Source organism: Acidicapsa acidisoli (genome assembly GCF_025685625.1).
GTDB classification, from domain to species: domain Bacteria; phylum Acidobacteriota; class Terriglobia; order Terriglobales; family Acidobacteriaceae; genus Acidicapsa; species Acidicapsa acidisoli.
In genome coordinates this window covers 792,265-811,105 of sequence record NZ_JAGSYI010000002.1, presented here as the reverse complement: position 1 = coordinate 811,105, position 18,841 = coordinate 792,265, and the positions used below count along the sequence as shown (strand labels likewise).

The window sequence follows — 18,841 nt, the reverse complement described above, 5'->3', positions numbered from 1 at the left end:
CCCTTAGAGAGACAGAATTGTATCGTCCGGATCGGCATTCAGCGGAATAGTTTTCGCCCAGGACACCCAGCCCAGCCTCGCTGGTTTGCTCGAGTCCAGATCGAGTTCAATCGCGGGCACCTGGCTGCGATCCAGCACCAGTTGCACCTCGAAGTCAATGGCTTGATTACTGAAAAAGCGAGTGATGGCGCGAAGCGAGTCGTACGCGCTGCCCTGGGGTAAAAAGTCGTTGTAGCGATCCATATCGAGCGGACCGATACGTATGCGTACTCGCCCCTGACGATCCCAGATGGCGTCGCCAACGACTGCGCCGGAACCAACCTCGCTTGATGGCGACTCCTCGTCCCGCATCATGCATTGCGTGGAGCGATCGAGGCCGTACCATGCCCCCGTGAATTGCTGAATCTCGACTGGCACCTCAAAGTAGTCCGCGAGGACCTGCTCCAGGGCCGTAGCGGATCTCGACTGCATGGCGATCAAGCCAACGTAGTGCAGCAGCGCCTCGTCGTCAATCTCCTGTCGGTCGCGCAACCCGGTTGTGCCCAGTCCGACGAGATCGAGTAGATAGTGGCTGAAAAGATCGTGCTTGCCCGAGGAGTAAGTCACCGGGAAGCGGGATTTTTGCCATGCCCGGTAAAAGAGCGAAATGGCGCGATGATTGAATATATCCAGGAATGCCGCGAGGCTGTAGTCTTTGGCCCGCGCGCGTTCCAGGATCAACTCGCTGTAGGTGTAGGGAAGCACCCCCTGCGGACCGGTCAGCCCCATGAAATTGACCGTCATCTCTGCGGGTGCGTCGTCCTTCAATTCGAGCTTCTGTATTTCGCTTGCCGGAAAGCCGAGCCGCTGGTTGACCTGGAACCGCACAACCTCGTTCTCAGGGCTGGAGAAGCCTCCGACCGGACGCATATCCGCGCGGAGCCGTTGCAGCAGCGAAACGGCTTGAAAGAACTCGAAGGAGTGCGCATCCTCGACCAGTTCTTCGCCCAGGAGAGAATTCATCCGGTTCATGGATGCGCCCGGAGTTGCCTGGTCCGCTTTGTCAAATTGATCAAGCGAATCCATCTCGTCGATTGAATCAAGTTCATTGACCGGGTTATTTGGATCATCAGGATCGATCAGATCAGCAGCTTCCGTCCCGCTCTCGGTTCCCATTCGTGGAGGCCCTCCTTTCGCTGAGGAGTGGTAACACTCAACTGCGTGAAGCTGTTCAACGAGGCGCTCATGCCAAAGAACCGTTCCAGTACGCTGGCGAAGAGAAACGCGCCACCACCCGTGAACTGGTCTTCGTCGATCTCCATTTCAATGCGTATACCGCGTGCAAAGCTGACTCCCTGCTCGGAGATCAGGCGCGTGAAATGCGGCTTGCTGCGGATCTGGAGAATGCTCTGAATCACGTTCTGCGAGTACGCCGTGCGGCCCACGTCATAAAGCCGCAGAATCTCCTGGAGCGCGGTCTTGCCTTCCTCGACAAGCGACAGATAATTCAATGAAAGATGTGAGACAAGCCGCCACAACGTGCTTTTACCCAGCGCGGGGCGAACCGGCGCAGTCGGCTTGCGCAAAGCCACGATACGCCGCATCGCCACAGCCCCTTCCATCTCAAAGTCGCTGTCCTGATTGCCAAAGGGCAGGCGCGACGGCAGATCGCGGTTGGTGCATGTGGTGCGGACGGAAAGCACGGTAGCGTCGGGATCGACCGTGGCAGTCGAGAGATCTACGAGCGACAGCGAAACCTCCGTGCCATCGTCGTTTGGCCGAGCCGAAGGACGCCGCCGAGCCAGCCAGAAGCAGGGCCGGTCTTCTTTCCGCGCAGCATGCCGCAGCGAGTAAAACGGTTCGTAAGTTGAAATCTTCTGGTTGCTCGAATTGATGGCCCCGACTTCGTCGATCGAGTAGACCTCCATCGAATAAGGCCTTCGCACGTCAGGCACAATCTGGTACTCGTATTTGCGCTGATTCAACTGGATCGGCTCGGCGACCTGCGGAAAGAGGTTGACCACCGGAGAGCATCCAAGCCGGAAGGTCTTTTTGGAGAGTTCCAACTCCAGGCGCTGAACGCGGCCCTCCCCTTCCACTTCCGAGATGAGGAAGATGATCTCGATTGCGTCCTTGAAACCTGATTCGCCGACGGCTTCGAGGCCGGATAAGTCGATGAAAAAGAACTTCTCAGGAAACGCGAAGTACTCCATCAGCAGCCTGTGTCCAGCGAACGAGGAGGAAGGGTAGGGAACTATACCTTCGTCGGGACCGAATCCGACCGCGCTCAGGGCTGAAGCCGGCAAAGTTACTGGCGCCAGCCGCGAACCCGCCGTCAGATCACGAATCATGATGCGATTGAGACGGCTGAAAAGCAGTTCGTACAGTATGTTGACCAAGCCGCTCTCGCCGTCCAGGTAGAAGCGCAGCTTGTCCGGCTTGAGCGCGGGAAAAGTCACATCGCGGGCGCAGCGAAGTTCAAGCCGGATGGCCCACGCCGAGTCATTTGTCTTCACTGCGGGCTTCAACCGGCTGGGCGCGCTCAATTCCGCCGCAGCGACCGTAAGCGGCCAGAGTGTCGTGTCATAGCAAGTGCGAAAGGTGCAGGGGACGCCGCCGATGGGCTTTGAATAGAGAGGCGAGTTACGCTCGATCTTCATGCCGCTGGTGAGCTTTCCCTTGTCCGGATCGAGTTGAAACTCAACCACCGACATGGACGGAATCGGACGCACCAGTTGCGGATAGACGACCGTCAGCAGCGCCTCGGTAATTTCCGGAAACTCGTCCTCCATCTTGAGGTGCACGCGTGCCGTAAGAAAGGCGAATGCTTCGAGGAGCCGCTCGACGTGCGGGTCTTCGCACTTGGTCGGTTCAAGCACCAGGCGCGAGGCGACTTTGGGGTGCTTCTCCGCAAACTGCGCCGCCGATTTGCGCAGATAGTCCAATTCCCGCTCGTAGTAAAGCAGCAGATCATCGCGCATCATCGCCCCCCATCGTCGCTTCCGGTGAGATGGCAATTGCCGCTCTTCAATTCGATGACCGTGTCAAAGGACACCGGCTCCGGCACAGGGTCCATCCGCAGCATCGCTTCAATACGCAAACGCACGTCTTTCTTGGCCGCATCAGGGGTCTCAACCATCACGAGACGTACATTCGAAAGGCGCGGTTCAAATAGGTTGATGGTGGCTAGAATCTGCTTCACGAGCCGGTTCCGATCTCCCGTCGAAGCCATGGTCAGCGATGAGAGATCTGGCAGCCCGTACACATAGGCGGAGCGATTCACTTCCTTCAGCGCTTCGTTGGGAGGGTCGCAGATGCGACGCGAGTTCAATAGCCATTCCAGATCTCGGCGTACGGCGCTCTTGAGAAGACGCACGGACTGGGAACGGCTCAGCGGATTCTCCATCCGGTTTTCCGGCTCAAGATCGATAAGCCGATCCAGAACGGAGACGGTAATCGTTGTTTCGCCAAGGCTCCTGGCCATCGTTTACCCCGCGTTCAACGCCTGGACGGGGTCAAGGCGGCAGATACGTTCAAAGAGCTTTTGCTTGTCGCTGGAGCTGCCTTGAATCTTCTTGCTGTAGCGCATCAACTTGAGCAGATCGCTTGCCACTTGATCGGGATCTTCCCATGCATCCAGTTTGTGGGTTTCGATTGTCGCCGCGATGTCTTCCAGGAGGGGCTGCGCGATTCCGTCCTTGCCGGCGGCAATGGCCAGCTCGATCATCTGCATGGTGCGCCGGAAACGCCTTCGCCCTGAACGCTGCCGGCCCACCTCGGCGCGCATGATGGCAAAGGCTTTCTCTTCCTGGCCAGCGGCGAGCGCATCCTTCGCGAGCATGTAGGCATCGACCGAGGGCGCAAGCCAGGTGGGCGTTCCATTGGTTTCGGCAGGAGCCTCTTCCGGCGCCGCATCTTCTTCGGACGGGGGCAACGGTGTGGGCGTTTGCAGACCCCTCAGCCAGGCTTTGGTCTCTTGATTCGCGGCGGGTGTGTCGTCCATCAGAGTGACATCGAGCAGTTCGGGCAAATCGTTTAACAGGGCACGAAGTTCGGACTGGATTGCAGTCGCGATCGGCTGATAATCGGCTCCGAGGGCCGTGCAGGCAGCGACAGAAAGCCGCTGCAAGTCGAGCCACGCCCGGCTGCCCGGCAGCGCCATCGCCTGTTCGCCCGCCTCCAGCAACTCGCTCCATTTTTTGTTCAGCGCAAGCCGCTTGATCTGCTGGCGTAACTCCGTCGGCGGAGCCTCGAGCAGATTGCTTTCTCCGAGGCGCGTAGCTGTTCTGAGTTCGCCCCAGCGAAGCGCGCGCAGCAACAGGTAAGGAGCCGGACTGAATGGCTCTCGCTTGCGCAGAAAAGCCGCGGCGCCTGCAATGCTCGCCACGGCCTGACGACGGTCCGCAGGTTCGGCCACAAAGGAGCCTGCGAAACCGCGAGTCGAAGCAGCCGCAGCGGCGTCCCCTTCCTCAGCGGGCGTGTCTTCTAAAGCAACTTCAGCAACGGACTCGACTTCGACCGGATCCGGTTCCTTCTCGCGCTTCTTTTCCAGTAACTGATGAATCGTATGGCGGACTTCCGTAAGTCCCGTCTTCAGGGTGCCAAAGGCCGGCGCGTCGTCCTCGAACATCTCGTCGCAGTATTTATCGAGATTGGCAAGCGCCTCAATGCAGGCGTCAAGGTCCTTTTCCGCTTTCAGATAAAAAGCCTTGGGCGTTTCCGCGAAGGCTTTGTCAAAAACCTCCGGAGCAATCTTGCCGTTGGCCAGCATCGTAGACCGGGTCTTCTTGTCCTTGTCGGTCTTGGCCTGGTCTTCGTAACCAACAACCCGGGATTCCTTGTAAACGAACCAGGAGTAGCCAGCTCCACAAATCGGGGTCGAGCGCAGAGGAAAGTCGAGCTTTGAGCCAATCCAGGCAAGCGGAACGGCACGCAGTTCACGATCCCCATCCTCGATGATCGGGTAAACCGTCTCCCAGAACTCGATCATCAGTTTATGGGTCAGTTCAAGACCTTGCCGAAGGCCTTCGAATCGCTCGGTCTGGAGCAGCGCTTCGGTCAGCCATGCCGCAACCTGAAGATCTTTCGAGACAGTCGCAAGCGTGTCCTGCCCCAGCTTCACCACGAAGGGGAAATTGGCCGTCTTTCGCTCGCTCTGCCAATCGCCCTGAGAAAGATCGTCGTCCTGACGACGGGCCTCTTTGATCTTGTCGTGGATGAGCAGCTTGTTATCGTAGCGCAGATCGATCCCACTGGGATTTTCTCCGGGAATCGGGGCGAGAATATCTTCGCGAAGGGGCATATTGGCCAGGAACCTGTCTGGATAGCTTTGCTACTCGGTGGGCGCGGCAGCGGGGTGGAAAAACTGAAGGGATCGAACTTCAAGAAATGGTACTTCTTCGCCGTCCACGAGCAAGATCTTTTGTCCCGACGGATATTCCCGGCCATCGCCGTCAACGGACCAGTCCGTTACCCTGCCAAGCCATACGGCTTCATCCGGATGTTTCCATGAAAATGGGTAGATAGCCGGAATCAATACTTCACCGAGGTCCATTCCTCGAAAGGAAGGCGCCGTTTGCACCAGGGCTGGAGCCCACAGCGTATCGCGCAATCGCTGCGGCGCTCCCATTTCGAGCGATGACACATGCTCGAAAGGAAGCCACAGGTAAGCACCGGCTGCAAATACCTCCAGCCGCGCACCAATATCCGGGTCGGCATCGCGCAGGTCGTTGAACGGCTTACCGTTCAGCTCGCCCTTGAGTGGAGCCTTTGTTGTTGCCGAGTCCGAGGGAAAGGCCTCTTTCTCGAACAGTTCATGACGTGTCTTCTCCGCATGAAGTGCAGCGTAGTAGACAATCGCACCGGTTTCTTTTTCGACACTTCCGCCCGCGAGCACTCCGAGCTGTTTTTCAGCGCGACTGTACTCGCCCTCAAAGCACAGCAATTCGAAAAGGAAGGTGCGTTGAGCCGTATCGGAGGGATGCTCACGCAGATACGACGTGAGCATCTTCTCGGCTTCCCGCACCTTGCCTGCCTGGAAAAGTTCTTTGGCTGTTAGTGGCACCGTTTCCCTGCTTGCCCGCGGGTTACCACGGCTTGAGCTTGAGTACGTCGAAGCCCTTGTCGATGAAGCCCTTCAGAGCGCCGTCTTCCTCTGGGTTGTAGCTGACCTTGACCTTGCTAAAGGCGAAGCTGATGGACTCGACCGGGTTTTCACTCGAACCCGAGAGCTGAATCGAGGTAATGAGCGCGTCTTCCATGTGAATCTTGAAGTAGTCCTGCTGATCGTCGCCCATCGGCTTGTCGTAAACGACATCGACTTTCTTCAGGTAGTTTCCCGTGACGCAATCATCGAAAAGAAGCGGGGATGTTTTGTCCAGCACCTTCATGATGGTGACGTCGCCGAGATTGGCGCGGCCCGAACGGGACTCGCCCCCGGAAGAACCCGCGCCGATAACCGCGGACATGCTGGCGCCGAAACTAAAAGAAAGAATGTCGATAGCATCCTTCTTGCTCGTGCTCGGACCAGGGCGCCCGTCGATGATTAGATACGCATTAACTGCCATTTCGATCTCCTTCGGGTATCTGTTTCAAAAAAAAACTTGCGATTGCAGACAACAGGATAAAACGACCCTGTGTCCAGAAAGAGGCACAGAGGAGTTACTTCGCGGCGGCGGGCAACTCAGCAACCAGCCGAAGCGAAACAGTGAGTTCGTCCAGTTGGAAGTGAGGACGCAGGAATGCAACCGCACGATAGCACCCCGGCTTGCCTGGAACTTCGGTGACGTCGATTCTGGCTTCGCGCAGCGGACGCTCGGCTTTGGTCGCAGGAGAAGCGGAGTCATCCGGTGTGACATACTTTGTAATCCAGCGATTCAGGAATCGGTCTGCTTCTTCTCTCGACATGAAGCTGCCGATCTTGTCGCGCATCATCGCTTTCAGATAGTGCGCGAATCGGGAGACTGCCATGATGTACGGCAATTGCGTGGAGAGACGCGCATTGGCGTTGGCCGAGTCAGTGTCATACACCTTGGGCTTCTGACAGCTTTGAACGCTGAAGAACGCCGCGTAGTCCGTGCCCTTGCAATGCACCAGCGGAACAAATCCGAGGTCGGCGAGTTCCTTTTCGCGGCGGTCGGTGATGGGCACTTCGGTCGGGCACTTCAGGGCAACGTCGCCTTCGTCTGTTGAGAAGGTGTGAGCCGGCAGACCCTCGACGAGACCGCCGCCTTCGACGCCACGCATGGCAACGCACATGCCATAGAGCGAGAAGGACTGTGTCATCTTGGAGGCCAGCGCGTAAGCGGCATTCATCCACAGATACTTCGAGTGGTCGGTGCCGTCCACGTGTTCTTCATAGCGGAACTCATCGATTGGCTTGGTCTCCGCGCCATATGGAAGGCGGCCCAGCGTGCGAGGCAGCGCGAGGGCAACGTAACGGGAATCCTCGCTCTGGCGGAAGGACTTCCACTTCGCGTATTCCGTGCTATCAAAAACCTTCGCGAGATCACGCGGAGCATCGAGTTGCAGATAACTCTCCAGGTTGAAGAGATCAGACGAGGCTGCGCTGACGAAAGGCGCATGTGCCTGCGCAGCGATGTGCGAAACACCCTCCAGCAATGCCATGTCTTCCGGATGCTTGCCGAAGTCGTAATCGCCAACCAGGGCGCCGAATGGCGCTCCGCCGAAGACACCGTACTCTTCCTCGTAGATCTTCTTGAAGAGCGCGCTCTGATCAAACTCGGGCGCCTTTTCGATGTCGCGCAGCAGTTCCTTCTTCGAGGCATTCAAAACGCGAATCTTGAGTCCGACTCCAGTCTCGCTGTTGTCCATCAGATATTTCAGACCGCGCCAGGAGCCTTCGAGTTTCTGGAAGCTGGGATGATGGAGGATTTCGTTCAATTGCAGAGAGAGCAGGTGATCGATCTGCGCGATGCGCGCATTGATCATCATCTCGGCGTCCTTGGCGATGGTCATGGAACCATCGAGAACCTGGGCAACAAATTCCTTCACCAGATTCTTGCCACGCTCGCGGGATGCGCTTTCAACGCCAAATCGGCCCTGTTCTACTATCTGGTCGAGCAGGCTGCCTTCCTGTGTCTCCACGGAAGCAGCGGCGGCTTGCGGGTTTGCAACTGCATCAGCCATTGGATTCTCCTTTGCCGATTTCACCCTTCAGCTTATCCAGCTTCTCCGTATTGCCGACTGCTTCCAGCAGCAATTCTTCCAGCTTGTCGTTGCCTTGCAGCGAACCGCGCAAATCCGACAGCCGTGTGCGCAGATCGAGAAGCTCCTTGAGTGGCTTGACCTGCTTGGCGACATTGGCAGGCTCGAAGTCGTCAAACTTGCGGAACTTGAGGTCGATCTTCAAATTTGCGGCTTCGGGATCGTCGCTGAGCTTGTTCTCTACGGCGAAAGCGAGGTGAGGCTTCATACCCTCCAGAACCGTATCGAAGTTGTCCGGATTTACCTCTACAAATTTCCGGTCTTTCAGCTTCGGAAGCGGCTGCTCCGGGTTGCCCGTAAAATCTCCAAGAACTCCAACAACGAAAGGGAGCTCTTTGATTTCGATTGCGCCACCAACTTCAACGTCATAGGTGATTTGCACCCGCGGAGGCCGCACCCGGTCCAGTTTGTGCTGTGCGCTTTGCCTGGCCATGATTCCTTCCTTTACCGATAGTGATCAAAGTCGGTCGATCGTTTCAATGAATTTTCAGCCGCACTCCAATGCGTTTCCGGTAAAGGAGTTGGCGGCTAGGGGGATCGAGAACGTTTCTGAAAATGAGCAACAAAGGAACTGTAGCAGAAGAAGATCGCGCAGAAAACTAACGGAAGTTTTCAGAGCCCCATCGATCAATTTCTTGTGCGTAATGGTGATACCACACGCAAAATGGCTGGTCAAGACAAAATCTTTTCACGTATTACCTTAGGGTTTTCAACGCAAAGCGGGGATGGTAACGTGTCACTGGGAGGGCTGCGAACAGATTCACGAATGAGGCGAAGAGTGATCGACCTACATGGTACATCTTCCTGTTCCTGCTGGCGGTAATGGTAAGGTTGGAACCGTATGTTAACGCTACTTTCGTCCCAGAACTCCCAACGACTCCGCGACTTCTTCGTGGAAGCCGGCTATACCGAACCCAACTTGCGCAAGCACCTTGGCGCCGCGGAGTTGCCTTCCCGCCAGTTGCGTAATCTGCCGCGATTGCTCGATCGCACCTCCGCGCCAACATTGCTCAACGCATTGCTTCGCTGGTTCTGGATGGGGTGTGCGCAACACAAATCTCCAGTTCGGGAAGCGGCTCCTGAAGAGCTCCTCTCGCTGTTGCTGGAATCGGGATTGATCGAGTTGAAAGAAGATTGGTTCGTAGGCGGGGCGATGCTTTTGCCCATTGACGACTTTCTCGTTGCGTCCGATTATCCCTCGGCATTCGAGACACATCAGGCCGAACTGGTGCTCTGGCCTAACCCGACCAGCAAATTTCTGAACAAGTTCGCAGTCCGCCGCCACTCGCGCGCAACGCTCGACCTGGGCACCGGAAGTGGCATCCTAAGCCTCGGCGCGGCCCGGCACAGTGACATCGTAGTAGCCACGGATCTGAACGCAAGAGCAGCTCTGTTTGCGCAATTCAATGCCCGGCTTAATGAAGTAAATAACATTGAGGTACTTACCGGAGATTGTTTCGCTCCCGTGTCAGATCGCAGTTTTGATCTGATCCTTTCCAACCCTCCGTTTTTCATAACTCCGCAAACCGACTATCTTTTTTGCGATAACTCAATGGAACTCGATGGCCTTTGCCGCCGCCTGGTAAAAGAGGCTCCGAGCTATTTGAACGAGGGTGGGTACATGCAGATGCTCTGCGAGTGGGCGCAGGTCAAAGGTCAACCCTGGGAGGAACGCATCGCCGAATGGCTGGAGGGGACTGGCTGCGACGCCTGGGTGATGAAGGGACTGACGCAGGACCCAGCGGAGTACGCCCAACATCGGATTCGAGAGACATCGCAGGACTCCACGAATGACGCCGCGCAGTATGACGGCTACATGAACTACTATCGCCAGCGAGGTGTCGAGGCCATTCACGATGGACTTGTAGTGATGCGTCGTCGCTCGGGAAGCAACTGGGTGCGGATCGAAGAGGTGCCCAAGACTCCGACTGGTAATCTTGGCGAGTTGATTGTATCCACCTTCGCTGCGCACGATCTGGTGCGGGCTATGGAGGAAGACGAGCAGTTGCTCGCGATTCGACCGATGCTTTCGCCGAATGTGCGACTGGAGCAGATATGCGATCAGGCAGGAGGTCAGTGGCGCGCCGAGTCGCTTACCCTGCGCCTGATCAGCGGTTTTCCTTTCCACTTGACGGTGCAGCCGCTGGTGGCGGAATTCCTCGCAACCTGCGACGGTACGCGGACCGCCGAGGAAGCTATCCAGGGTTTCGCCGTCACGGCAAACGCTCCCCTGGAAACGGTGCGGCGCGAATGCCTGGCCATGATTCGCAAGCTGATCGAGCGCGGCTTTGTTGTTGTCGCCCATCCGTAATGGATGGCCGGAGAATCCGGCCGTTTTATCCATCGTTCCCTCCATGTCCATTCATCGCGGAATATCGCTGCGATCGATCGACACTTATCTCGTTACAAGAGGCTTGGGCACTTGTGAAAGACTGGTGAGGAGGCATGGAAGTCAAGAAGAAGGTCCACAAGACCAAGGAGTGGATGGATGGCGAAGCTCACAGGGAATCTCCGCATTTCGGCGAACCCTGGATCGGAAGGGGTACGGCCATATTTTGAGGTAATGTTTGTTCCCTACGCAGGCCGGTTGGCTACGCGGCCGGCCAAGGCTAACAATTATGACGATCTGGTCGCGCTGCTGATCGAATTGAAGTTCAATGAGGATGATGCAACCAGATGGGCTGGCAAAGCTCGATCTCAGGGGATGATCCTGATTTCGAGTTTTGAGCGGACCGACACGCTGCTGCGCGACAATGGCTTGCTCGCTTGAGTGATGCCGTCAATGGCGAAGCCAGTTATCTTACTGCGAAGTTACTTGCCTTTCATCGCGAAGATAACTACCACCAGCAAGACAACTAGCAGAAACGTGTTCACGACGAGCAGGATGGGCACCATGGCCTCCAACTTGCCCTTGGGTGCGGCGACTGCCGGCGGCGCAGGCTTAGGCGCTTCGAACTTGGGAGCCGGCGGCGGCGCGGGAGCCTTGATTGCAGGCGCCGCGATTGCCGGTGCCGGAATGGACGCGGCAGGCGCGGCAACTGCCGGAGCCGGCGGAGCGGACGGCGCAGTGCTAATCGCAGCCTGCACCGCATTCCCGGAGATCATCCGAGTAAACTCTCCGGGGCCGGAACTTGGACTTGCGCCCAGGGGAGCAGGCGAAGCGGGTGGCAGAGGCTCCGGCGGAGCTTCCTTGGGAACCTGCGACAGGCGCTGGATCAATCTTGTAACGCTGCCGGCCTCTATGCTCGACGGCTCTGCCGGCGGCGGAGCAGGAGTGTACGAAGGCATCGGCTCAGGCCGGTAGGGAACTGGCTCCGCCTGACGCGGCGCGTATGTCCCTGCTCCCGGCGAAGACAGCGCCGAAAGAAGGCCAGCCGCGCTGCCGGAGGCTGGAGTCGTGGAAATGGGCGCAGGGCTCGGCGTGGGCTCGAACGGCTTTGAGGTTGCGCTGAACGCCGATTCATTCGGCCAATCATTGGATTGAACAGGCTTCGTAGGTGCAGGCTTAGCCGGTGCAGGCGCGGGTGGTGCAAAGCTCTGAGCAGGTGGCGGAGGAGGCGCAGGAGTTGGGGCGGCAGACGCAGCCTTGAAGAACTGCGTAAAGCTACCCTCCGCAGATGCGGAGTCTGATATCCCCGGAGTGGAAAAACCCTTCATGCGGGACGGTGCGACAGCCGAAGGCGAGGCTTCTACCACCGTTCGGACAGATGGCTCAACTGGCGGAGCCGCAGCTTTCACAAAAATACGCGTGAACTCTCCCGGACCTGGCCCTGCGGCGGGAACGGGTGCAGGGCTCGGAGGATTAGCCGGTGCCGTGGAAGCAGGCGCAGGCTGCACTGGCGGAACCGGCATTGTAGACGGAGCTTGATTCGAGCTCTGAGCGGGGTTCGACGCCTGAAACATTCGCGTAAACTCACCAGGTTCGGAAGGAGATGGGCCTGAGACTGCGGGCGCAGCTTGCGGCGCGGCAGGTTTTGTCACATCCGCTTCGGCTGGCTGTTGAGGCGGCGTCGAATTCGATTCAAGGGCACGCAAGAACATTCCCGTGGCGCTGAGCGATTCTCCCTGCTCATGCGGCTCCTGTCCCGGATTGAAGTCGTTCACGGTCATACGAAAGATCGTCCTCTACAGTTTGCAGCAGTGCTCATTGCGAAGCTTACACGCCCCGGATTGTTGCGTAAAGTGATTGTCACGCCCTCGACAAACTCTCCTGGGAGAGAGTGCTCTGTTTGGGCGTCCCGTTACATAGACAACGTGTTCGCGAATCGGAAAGCGATCAAACGATCGATTGGGAAGAAACGCATAGCAGGTCCCCGCCACTTTCCATACGTGCCGGAAGTTTTTCTCTTGCCTCCGTTTGGTTGAGGTATGCTCTTAATGATTTCCGGACCGATCCTTTCGTGTTCGCGGATCGTTGAGTTGATTCAGCGACGCGAATGTCGGCTTTGGGGTAAATTGCAGCGTTATCGGGGAAAACATCGATGAAGGAAAGTCCGCAGCGCACTTACAGCCTGGCCTCGTGTTACGAGAACTCGCTCACCACCATCCTGCGGCTCTCTTCGCTTGCTCAGCAGTCGGTTCCCAACTCGCAGGGATTTCGGACAAGCATCCGCGCCGCCCTCAAATCCGCCATGGAAGACGCCAAAGCTCTCGGCTATTCCAGCGAGATGAATCAATTGGCTTTCTTCGCGGTGGTCGCTTTGCTGGACGAAAGCGTGCTCAAGCTGCAAAGTCCGGCTTTCGCCGACTGGGCTCAGCGCCCCTTGCAGGAAGAAATGTTCGGCCACAATCGTGCTGGGGAGGTTTTCTTCGAACACCTGCGCTCGCTTCTTGCCCGCCAGGATTCCCAGGAGACCGCCGATTGCCTGGAGGTCTTCTGCCTGTGCATGCTGCTTGGGTTCAAGGGCCAATATGCGCTTAGCACAAGTACAACAGATTACTTTTCCACGCAGCAGGGTGCCGCACGAAGTGCTGGGGCATCCCGGCCGAGCGGGGAAATTCAAACACTCATCCACCAGGCTCGGGAAAAGATCAATCGAATCCGTGGGCAGGTGGCATTCATGCCGGATGGCGCGCCAGCGCCCGAAGTCAAGCAGACCGCAGCGATCGATCGCTGGAGCCGCGGCTTGGGAATTGCGGCCATCGCTTTGCTGCTGCTGACGATTCTCGTATACGGCGGCTCCCTGGTTGCCCTGATTTCAGGAGCGTCGCAGCTCGGCTAGTTTTTCTAAGGTTGTTTGGGGGATCCCTTGCTCGTCTATGTGCTTGTTGCCGCCGTTCTTCTGATTGCCGCCCTTCTGGCCTTCGGTCTCGCTTACCTGCTCCATCTGCAGGGGGTCGCGGCCATTGTTTTTATCGTGCTGATCCTCCTGGCTGGTGTCGCGGCTGCCGTCGTTATTCTCGTTCTGCATTTCCGGGCAAAGAAAAGGGAGGGGCAGGAGGGAGATGCTGCCGGAGCCACTGGCGAGGTTGACGTACTGCTCAATGACGCGAATCGCAAGCTGCGCGAGTCGCAGCAGGGTGCGAAGACCCTGGCCGCTTTGCCCGTCATCTACCTCCTCGGCGAAACTGGTGCGGCGAAAACCACACTCGTAGTTCGATCCGGCCTTGATCCCGAGTTGGTAGCCGGTACAGCCTCGCGTGACAGCGAATCCGCTCCGACTCCTGTCCTGAACCTTTGGTTTACCAAGCTTGCCGCCATTCTCGAAGCGGGAGCCAGCGTCCGCCAGAGCAACGCATTGCTCACGCGGATGATTGAGCGCACCCGTCCCAAAGCCTATCGCTCCGCATTCGGCACAGGCGCGGCCGCACGCGCCGCGATTGTCTGCGTCAGTGCTGAGCAACTTCTCCTCGCCGACGGAGGAGCGTCTCTGATGGCAGCGGCGCGAGCCACCGGCGCACAACTGCGCGAGATCAGCCGCCTGCTGGGCACCACTCTGCCCGTCTACGTGATTGTCACCAAGCTGGACCGTGTTCCTCACTTCGAGGAGTACGTACGTAATCTCTCGAATGTGGAAGTCCGCCAGATTCTCGGTTCTCCACTGCCGAAAACCGATGTTTCAGCCGGTGTCTACGCCGATCAGGCGACACGGATGGTTGCCGCTGTTCTCGACGGCCTTACGTACAAACTCGGAGAGTTCCGCGTTGAGATGCTCGACCGCGAAAACGAGCCGCGGAACGCGCCCGGCGTCTACGAATTTCCTCGCGAATTTGGCAAGATTCGCAAAAACCTGAACCAATATCTGGTGGAGCTGTGCAAGCCCAGCCAGCTAAGTGCTAATCCCTATCTGCGCGGCGTTTATTTCACCGGCATCCGCGCGCAGATAGTTGAGCGAATGGCCAATGCGCCCGTCGCCGAGGAACGCGTTTCGCAGGACGCAGGCGCAACCCAATACCTCAACATCTCTCTGGGTAAATCGCAGTCGCCCGGACGCACTGCTGCTCCGCCCACGATGGTCGCATCACGCGTGCCACAATGGACCTTTCTGCCGCGACTGTTTCCTGAAATTATCCTTGGCGATAAGAGCGCGCTCTCAGCTACGCAGCAGACCGCTCCGGCGCGTCTTTTCCGCCGCATTCTTTTCGGAACGCTGGCATTTCTTTTCGCGGTGTACACCGTCCTGCTCCTGGTCTCGTTCTTCAACAATCTTGGATTGGAACATCAGATTCAAAACGCGGCCAAGGCCCTGCCGGTTACAGCTGCGACTGCCCCATCGCTGCCCAGTCTGAGCGATCTGCAACACCTCGATCAGTTGCGCCAAACAATTGTTCAACTGGACGGCTACCAGCAGAACGGTGCCCCATGGAGCTATCGCTGGGGTCTGTATCAAGGGGCCAAACTGGACGCGCAGGCAAGGCGAATCTACTTCGACCGCTTCCGTCCGATGCTGCTCAACCCCACGCAGGCGGGCTTTGTCGGTTACATGCGCACCTTGCCGGATGTTCCAGCAACCAGCAGCGATTCCTCGTCTTATCTAGCTGCATATAACCCGCTCAAGGCGTATCTCATTACCACGAGCAATCCAGATAAGAGCGTTGCCAAGTTTCTTACCCCGGTTTTCCTCCAATATTGGATAGGATCACGGCAAATCGACGGAGACCAACAGCAGCTTGCGCAGAAGCAGATCGACTTCTACGCCAATGAACTGGTCCGCCAGCCTCCATATTCGATCAACCCCGACACCATGGTTGTAAGCCACACGCGCGGTTATCTCTCCCACTTCCTGGCTGAGACCCGCGTTTACCAGGCGATGCTCAACGACGCCGACAAGACCGGCTCCAACATCGACTTCAACAAGCAGTATCCCGGCTCGGCTGCCTCCGTAACGGACGGCCATGTGGTGCGCGGAGCCTTCACAAAAACCGGCTTCGCTTTCATGCAAAACGCCCTTCAGCATCCCGAAGGTTACTTACAGGGCGAAACCTGGGTCTTGGGGGATCAAGCAGGACAGTCTCTCAACACGGCTTCCGTGAGCAAGGATCTCGCTGCGCAGTACTCCTCAGACTTCATCAAGGAGTGGCATGCCTTCCTCATCGACGCAAAGGTGGTCAGTTGCGGCAACGTACATGAGGCTCCGACAAGGCTCAATGCGCTGGCTGGTCCCGCTTCGCCGCTTCTTGCCCTGTTCTATACGGTCTCCCACAACACCGCTGTCGGCGATCCGCAGATCAAATCCACCTTCCAACCGACCCAGGCGTTGGTCGATCCCAACGCGACCGACCGCTTCATCGGGCCAGGGAGCACCGGCTATGTGAATGCGCTGCTTGCTCTCTCGGGCGCTTTGGACTTGGTCGCTCAGAACCCCGCGGCGGCCACTGATCCGACTGCATTTGCGCCTGTCATCCAGGCGGCTTCGGCCGCAGGCATCGCTGCGCAGCAGGCCGCCCAGTCTTTCAACGTCGACTCGCAGTTCCACACCGAAGCCACAGTCCTCGGTTTGATGCAAGCACCGGTGCAATGCGCTGCCAAGCTCGCACCGAGCCCGGGCGCACCTGCCAACGGTGCTGGAGCCAAGATCTGTGGAGCCCTGAATCCGCTCCTCGGCAAGTTCCCCTTCAATCCGAACTCGACGACGATGGCCACATTGCCCGAGGTCAACCAGGTCTTCGCTCCTGACACCGGAGCGTTATGGTCGATCTATAACACCGCCCTCAAGGCTTATCTGGTGCCGCAGGGAGGGCAGTATGTCGCCGCACCGAGTGCGCCGCAACCGGTGAACCCGAAGTTTGTGCAGTTCTTCAGCCATGCGGCCGCGGTCTCTTCGAAGCTTTATCCACCAGGCAGCCAGAACCCGACCTTCAGCTTTACGCCGCGCTTTTTGCCGAGCAAGGGTATTGGAACCGCGTCGATTGCAGTGGATGGTCAGAAGATTCCCAATGGTTCTTCTTACACGTGGAATGGCGTAAGCGCCCATCAGGCTACTGTCTTCTACGACACAAGCCAGGGCGGCGATTTCCAGGGGACGTGGTCTCTGTTCCAGTTGGCCAAAGTAGGCCAGCCCACCAAGTCTCCGGCTGGAGTTAGACTCGACTTCCCGATTGTCACAACTTTTGCCGGCCAGAAAGTCGATCAATCCGGAACACCCACAAAAGTTGTCAGCTTTGAAATTACCGGACCAGGAGCCGAGTTATTCCTGCCCGGATACTTCACCGGTCTGACCTGCGTCTCGCCCGTAGTCAAGTAGTTACGCGGTTTCTTCGCAAAACAGCGCCCGACGGATCACGCTGATCCGTCGGGCGCTGCAAGAGTGTTTCGCTGAATGCGAGCCGAAATAGATTTGATTTACGAAGCTAAGTCTGGCGCACTCTGCGAAGCAGGTGGTGTTTCGACAACCCGGAGCATCATGCAGGTGATGTTGTCCGCGCCTCCGCGTTGTTTGGCGTGATCGATCAGGCTCTGACAGATTGTCGTCAACTCCGCGTCGGGAGAAGCAGCCTTAGCAATGTCCTCGGGCTTCGCATAGCGCGTCAACCCGTCCGAGGTCAGCAGGAACATATCATTCAGATTGAGTTCCGCAGCGAAGAGATCCGCCTCGACCTCGTTCGCGGTGCCGATGGCCCTGGTGATCACGGACTGCAAGTTGGATGCCGCCGCCATCTCTGGCGTGATCAGTCCCTGGCGCACCTGTTCGTCCAGCAGAGAGTGATCCAGTGTTATCTGCGTGCAAACGCCATTGCGGATCATATAAGCGCGGCTGTCGCCGACGTTTCCAATCACGATGCGGTGTTCATTCAGACAGGCGCAGACCAGCGTCGTACCCATGTTGTGAAGTTCAGGATTCAATTCGGAGGCCGAACGGACAACCCGGTTTGCCTCATGGATGGAATACAGAAGACGCTGCTCTATGGAGAGTTGTTCGCCACTGCTCACCGCTTGAAGGGCAAGCGACTCAAATGATTCGATCAAGGCCCGCACAGCCATTCCGCTGGCCACTTCTCCGGCGGCGCTTCCGCCCATGCCATCGCAGACGACATACAAATGTAGTTCGGCATCGTAGCCGAAGCTGTCTTCGTTGTTACCGCGGTGGCAGCCGATATCCGTGGCTGCCGCGAAATCGAGGGTATATGCTGCTGTCTGAGTCATGACAACCGGCCTCATGGGCGGACCAAAGCCACCGGAGCAAGTTAAACCATTTCGCGCAGAAAATCGATGAAAATCCTTCGGATGCGCATTGGTGGCCGAAATTCCACAGAGCAAAGTCGAAGAAGATGCACGGCACCTCAAGGTACCATGACTGTCTCTTCTCCTGCGTCGCTGAACGTAATCACGCCGCCCCAGATGCACATGAGTTGGGAGACATTATCGAGGGTAGGGAAGTTAGCAAGCATGACAGTTGCCGCGCCTGGGACCCAGGGCGCCGGCGTGTTGGGAATACATGGCATTGGCGTGAGAACTCCCAGAGCTGCTGCGGTGGCCGCTGCGACCACTGGGTTGGAGGGAGACATGCACATGCCAAACGGCATGATGTTGGTCATGGGGATGTGGTCCATGATGTTGGCATCCGGCACCTCGCCGGTAAGCACCTTGTTCGTGGGCAGAACAACCAGTGAACTTGGCGCAGCGCCAAAGGTACACTGCATCATCGCTCCCATACACACCTGAAGCGGCATGGCAGGGCTCCTTTCGGGTCAAAAACGAGTGTACGCCAGAAGCTCTCAATACGAGAAGACTTCAAAGTCGCCGAAAGGCGGAGCTTGTCTTTGTCTGGAACATAACTCAGAACTGATCCTGAGACGTTTCATCTTGTGGGAGCACTCGTGTCCTTGTATGTTGTCCCCAACGAAGAAGAGCGATATCATGGGAAGGCCCCCAATGGATCTAGTAAAGCCTTGTCTATCTTATCGTTCTCTCAGACCTCAGTCTCAGATCTCACGCTTTGACATTCAGAGAAACCGGCCACCTGCTGTGCGCGCAGCCGGATTGCTGTAGACGATTTGCCACTGTCCAACCACGTTCATTTTTTGTTTTGACTTGGGTATAGGGGCGTGTTACTTTCGGTACTTCCGTTCGGAAACGATAAATTTTTCCTGCCAGGTAACATTGTGAGGAAAGGCATATCGATTGTTGCGGTTTTAACAAAGTTACTGCACCGCCCTGCAACCTGCGTCGGCGAATTGAGTGGTTGCTACCTCGCAC

General features: G+C 57.4%; 15 protein-coding genes. 4 read left to right on the top strand and 11 right to left on the bottom strand.

Translation table 11 applies throughout. The features are described 5' to 3' along the window. Positions 1–3: 3 nt before the first annotated feature. The 8 genes from tssG to tssB form a co-directional block, all read right to left on the bottom strand. The gene (gene tssG, locus OHL23_RS13370; protein ID WP_263352384.1) at positions 4–1,155 is read right to left on the bottom strand and encodes a type VI secretion system baseplate subunit TssG; all 1,152 of its coding nucleotides are present in this window, start codon (positions 1,153–1,155) and stop codon (positions 4–6) included. Further along, entirely contained in the window at positions 1,119–2,963 is a 1,845-nt protein-coding gene (gene tssF, locus OHL23_RS13365) for a type VI secretion system baseplate subunit TssF (RefSeq protein WP_263352383.1), read from the bottom strand. Before tssF ends, tssG begins: the two co-directional genes overlap by 37 nt. Continuing rightward, on the bottom strand, positions 2,960–3,463 hold the full coding sequence (tssE, locus tag OHL23_RS13360) for a type VI secretion system baseplate subunit TssE (protein WP_263352382.1): 504 nt from the start codon (positions 3,461–3,463) through the stop codon (positions 2,960–2,962). Before tssE ends, tssF begins: the two co-directional genes overlap by 4 nt. Before the next feature lie 3 nt (positions 3,464–3,466). Beyond that, positions 3,467–5,281 (bottom strand): type VI secretion system protein TssA, encoded by a 1,815-nt coding sequence (gene tssA, locus OHL23_RS13355; protein WP_263352381.1) that lies wholly within the window; start codon positions 5,279–5,281, stop codon positions 3,467–3,469. 30 nt (positions 5,282–5,311) lie between these two features. Beyond that, positions 5,312–6,043 carry a type VI secretion system accessory protein TagJ gene (locus OHL23_RS13350; protein WP_263352380.1) on the bottom strand — a complete coding sequence of 244 codons (732 nt, stop codon included), beginning with the start codon at positions 6,041–6,043 and terminating at the stop codon, positions 5,312–5,314. Between the two features lie 22 nt (positions 6,044–6,065). After that, positions 6,066–6,545, bottom strand: coding sequence for an Hcp family type VI secretion system effector (locus OHL23_RS13345; RefSeq protein WP_263352379.1), 480 nt, complete (start codon positions 6,543–6,545; stop codon positions 6,066–6,068). A 94-nt stretch (positions 6,546–6,639) separates the two neighbouring features. Further along, entirely contained in the window at positions 6,640–8,127 is a 1,488-nt protein-coding gene (gene tssC, locus OHL23_RS13340; protein ID WP_263352378.1) for a type VI secretion system contractile sheath large subunit, read from the bottom strand. Further along, the gene (gene tssB, locus OHL23_RS13335) at positions 8,120–8,638 is read right to left on the bottom strand and encodes a type VI secretion system contractile sheath small subunit (protein WP_263352377.1); all 519 of its coding nucleotides are present in this window, start codon (positions 8,636–8,638) and stop codon (positions 8,120–8,122) included. The genes tssC and tssB overlap by 8 nt, the downstream gene beginning before the upstream one ends. 408 nt (positions 8,639–9,046) lie before the next feature. Between tssB and OHL23_RS13330 the strand changes: the two genes are divergently transcribed. Together OHL23_RS13330 and OHL23_RS13325 are read left to right on the top strand one after the other, a co-directional pair. Continuing rightward, on the top strand, positions 9,047–10,516 hold the full coding sequence (locus OHL23_RS13330) for a class I SAM-dependent methyltransferase (RefSeq protein ID WP_263352376.1): 1,470 nt from the start codon (positions 9,047–9,049) through the stop codon (positions 10,514–10,516). Between the two features lie 177 nt (positions 10,517–10,693). Next, on the top strand, positions 10,694–10,975 hold the full coding sequence (locus OHL23_RS13325) for a hypothetical protein (protein WP_263352374.1): 282 nt from the start codon (positions 10,694–10,696) through the stop codon (positions 10,973–10,975). A gap of 41 nt (positions 10,976–11,016) precedes the next feature. Here OHL23_RS13325 and OHL23_RS13320 read toward each other — a convergent pair whose 3' ends face one another. Next, positions 11,017–12,315 carry a hypothetical protein gene (locus OHL23_RS13320; RefSeq protein ID WP_263352373.1) on the bottom strand — a complete coding sequence of 433 codons (1,299 nt, stop codon included), beginning with the start codon at positions 12,313–12,315 and terminating at the stop codon, positions 11,017–11,019. Positions 12,316–12,686: 371 nt separating this feature from the next. Here OHL23_RS13320 and OHL23_RS13315 point away from each other — a divergent pair, with 371 nt between their 5' ends. Next, entirely contained in the window at positions 12,687–13,427 is a 741-nt protein-coding gene (locus tag OHL23_RS13315; protein WP_263352372.1) for a DotU family type IV/VI secretion system protein, read from the top strand. A gap of 27 nt (positions 13,428–13,454) precedes the next feature. Further along, positions 13,455–16,889, top strand: coding sequence for an ImcF-related family protein (locus OHL23_RS13310; protein ID WP_263352371.1), 3,435 nt, complete (start codon positions 13,455–13,457; stop codon positions 16,887–16,889). A 98-nt stretch (positions 16,890–16,987) separates the two neighbouring features. Here OHL23_RS13310 and OHL23_RS13305 read toward each other — a convergent pair whose 3' ends face one another. Next, the gene (locus OHL23_RS13305) at positions 16,988–17,788 is read right to left on the bottom strand and encodes a Stp1/IreP family PP2C-type Ser/Thr phosphatase (protein ID WP_263352370.1); all 801 of its coding nucleotides are present in this window, start codon (positions 17,786–17,788) and stop codon (positions 16,988–16,990) included. Between the two features lie 137 nt (positions 17,789–17,925). Then, positions 17,926–18,315, bottom strand: coding sequence for a DUF4280 domain-containing protein (locus OHL23_RS13300; RefSeq protein ID WP_263352369.1), 390 nt, complete (start codon positions 18,313–18,315; stop codon positions 17,926–17,928). Between the last annotated feature and the right edge of the window lie 526 nt (positions 18,316–18,841).

Coding starts and splice junctions, on each gene's coding strand:
- tssC (WP_263352378.1), bottom strand. CDS start 8,127: ATGGCTGATGCAGTTGCAAACCCGCAAGCCGCCGCTGCTTCCGTGGAG.
- tssF (WP_263352383.1), bottom strand. CDS start 2,963: ATGATGCGCGATGATCTGCTGCTTTACTACGAGCGGGAATTGGACTAT.
- OHL23_RS13345 (WP_263352379.1), bottom strand. CDS start 6,545: ATGGCAGTTAATGCGTATCTAATCATCGACGGGCGCCCTGGTCCGAGC.
- tssE (WP_263352382.1), bottom strand. CDS start 3,463: ATGGCCAGGAGCCTTGGCGAAACAACGATTACCGTCTCCGTTCTGGAT.
- OHL23_RS13305 (WP_263352370.1), bottom strand. CDS start 17,788: ATGACTCAGACAGCAGCATATACCCTCGATTTCGCGGCAGCCACGGAT.
- tssG (WP_263352384.1), bottom strand. CDS start 1,155: ATGGGAACCGAGAGCGGGACGGAAGCTGCTGATCTGATCGATCCTGAT.
- OHL23_RS13300 (WP_263352369.1), bottom strand. CDS start 18,315: ATGCCGCTTCAGGTGTGTATGGGAGCGATGATGCAGTGTACCTTTGGC.
- OHL23_RS13315 (WP_263352372.1), top strand. CDS start 12,687: ATGAAGGAAAGTCCGCAGCGCACTTACAGCCTGGCCTCGTGTTACGAG.
- tssA (WP_263352381.1), bottom strand. CDS start 5,281: ATGCCCCTTCGCGAAGATATTCTCGCCCCGATTCCCGGAGAAAATCCC.
- tssB (WP_263352377.1), bottom strand. CDS start 8,638: ATGGCCAGGCAAAGCGCACAGCACAAACTGGACCGGGTGCGGCCTCCG.
- OHL23_RS13330 (WP_263352376.1), top strand. CDS start 9,047: ATGTTAACGCTACTTTCGTCCCAGAACTCCCAACGACTCCGCGACTTC.
- OHL23_RS13325 (WP_263352374.1), top strand. CDS start 10,694: ATGGCGAAGCTCACAGGGAATCTCCGCATTTCGGCGAACCCTGGATCG.
- OHL23_RS13320 (WP_263352373.1), bottom strand. CDS start 12,315: ATGACCGTGAACGACTTCAATCCGGGACAGGAGCCGCATGAGCAGGGA.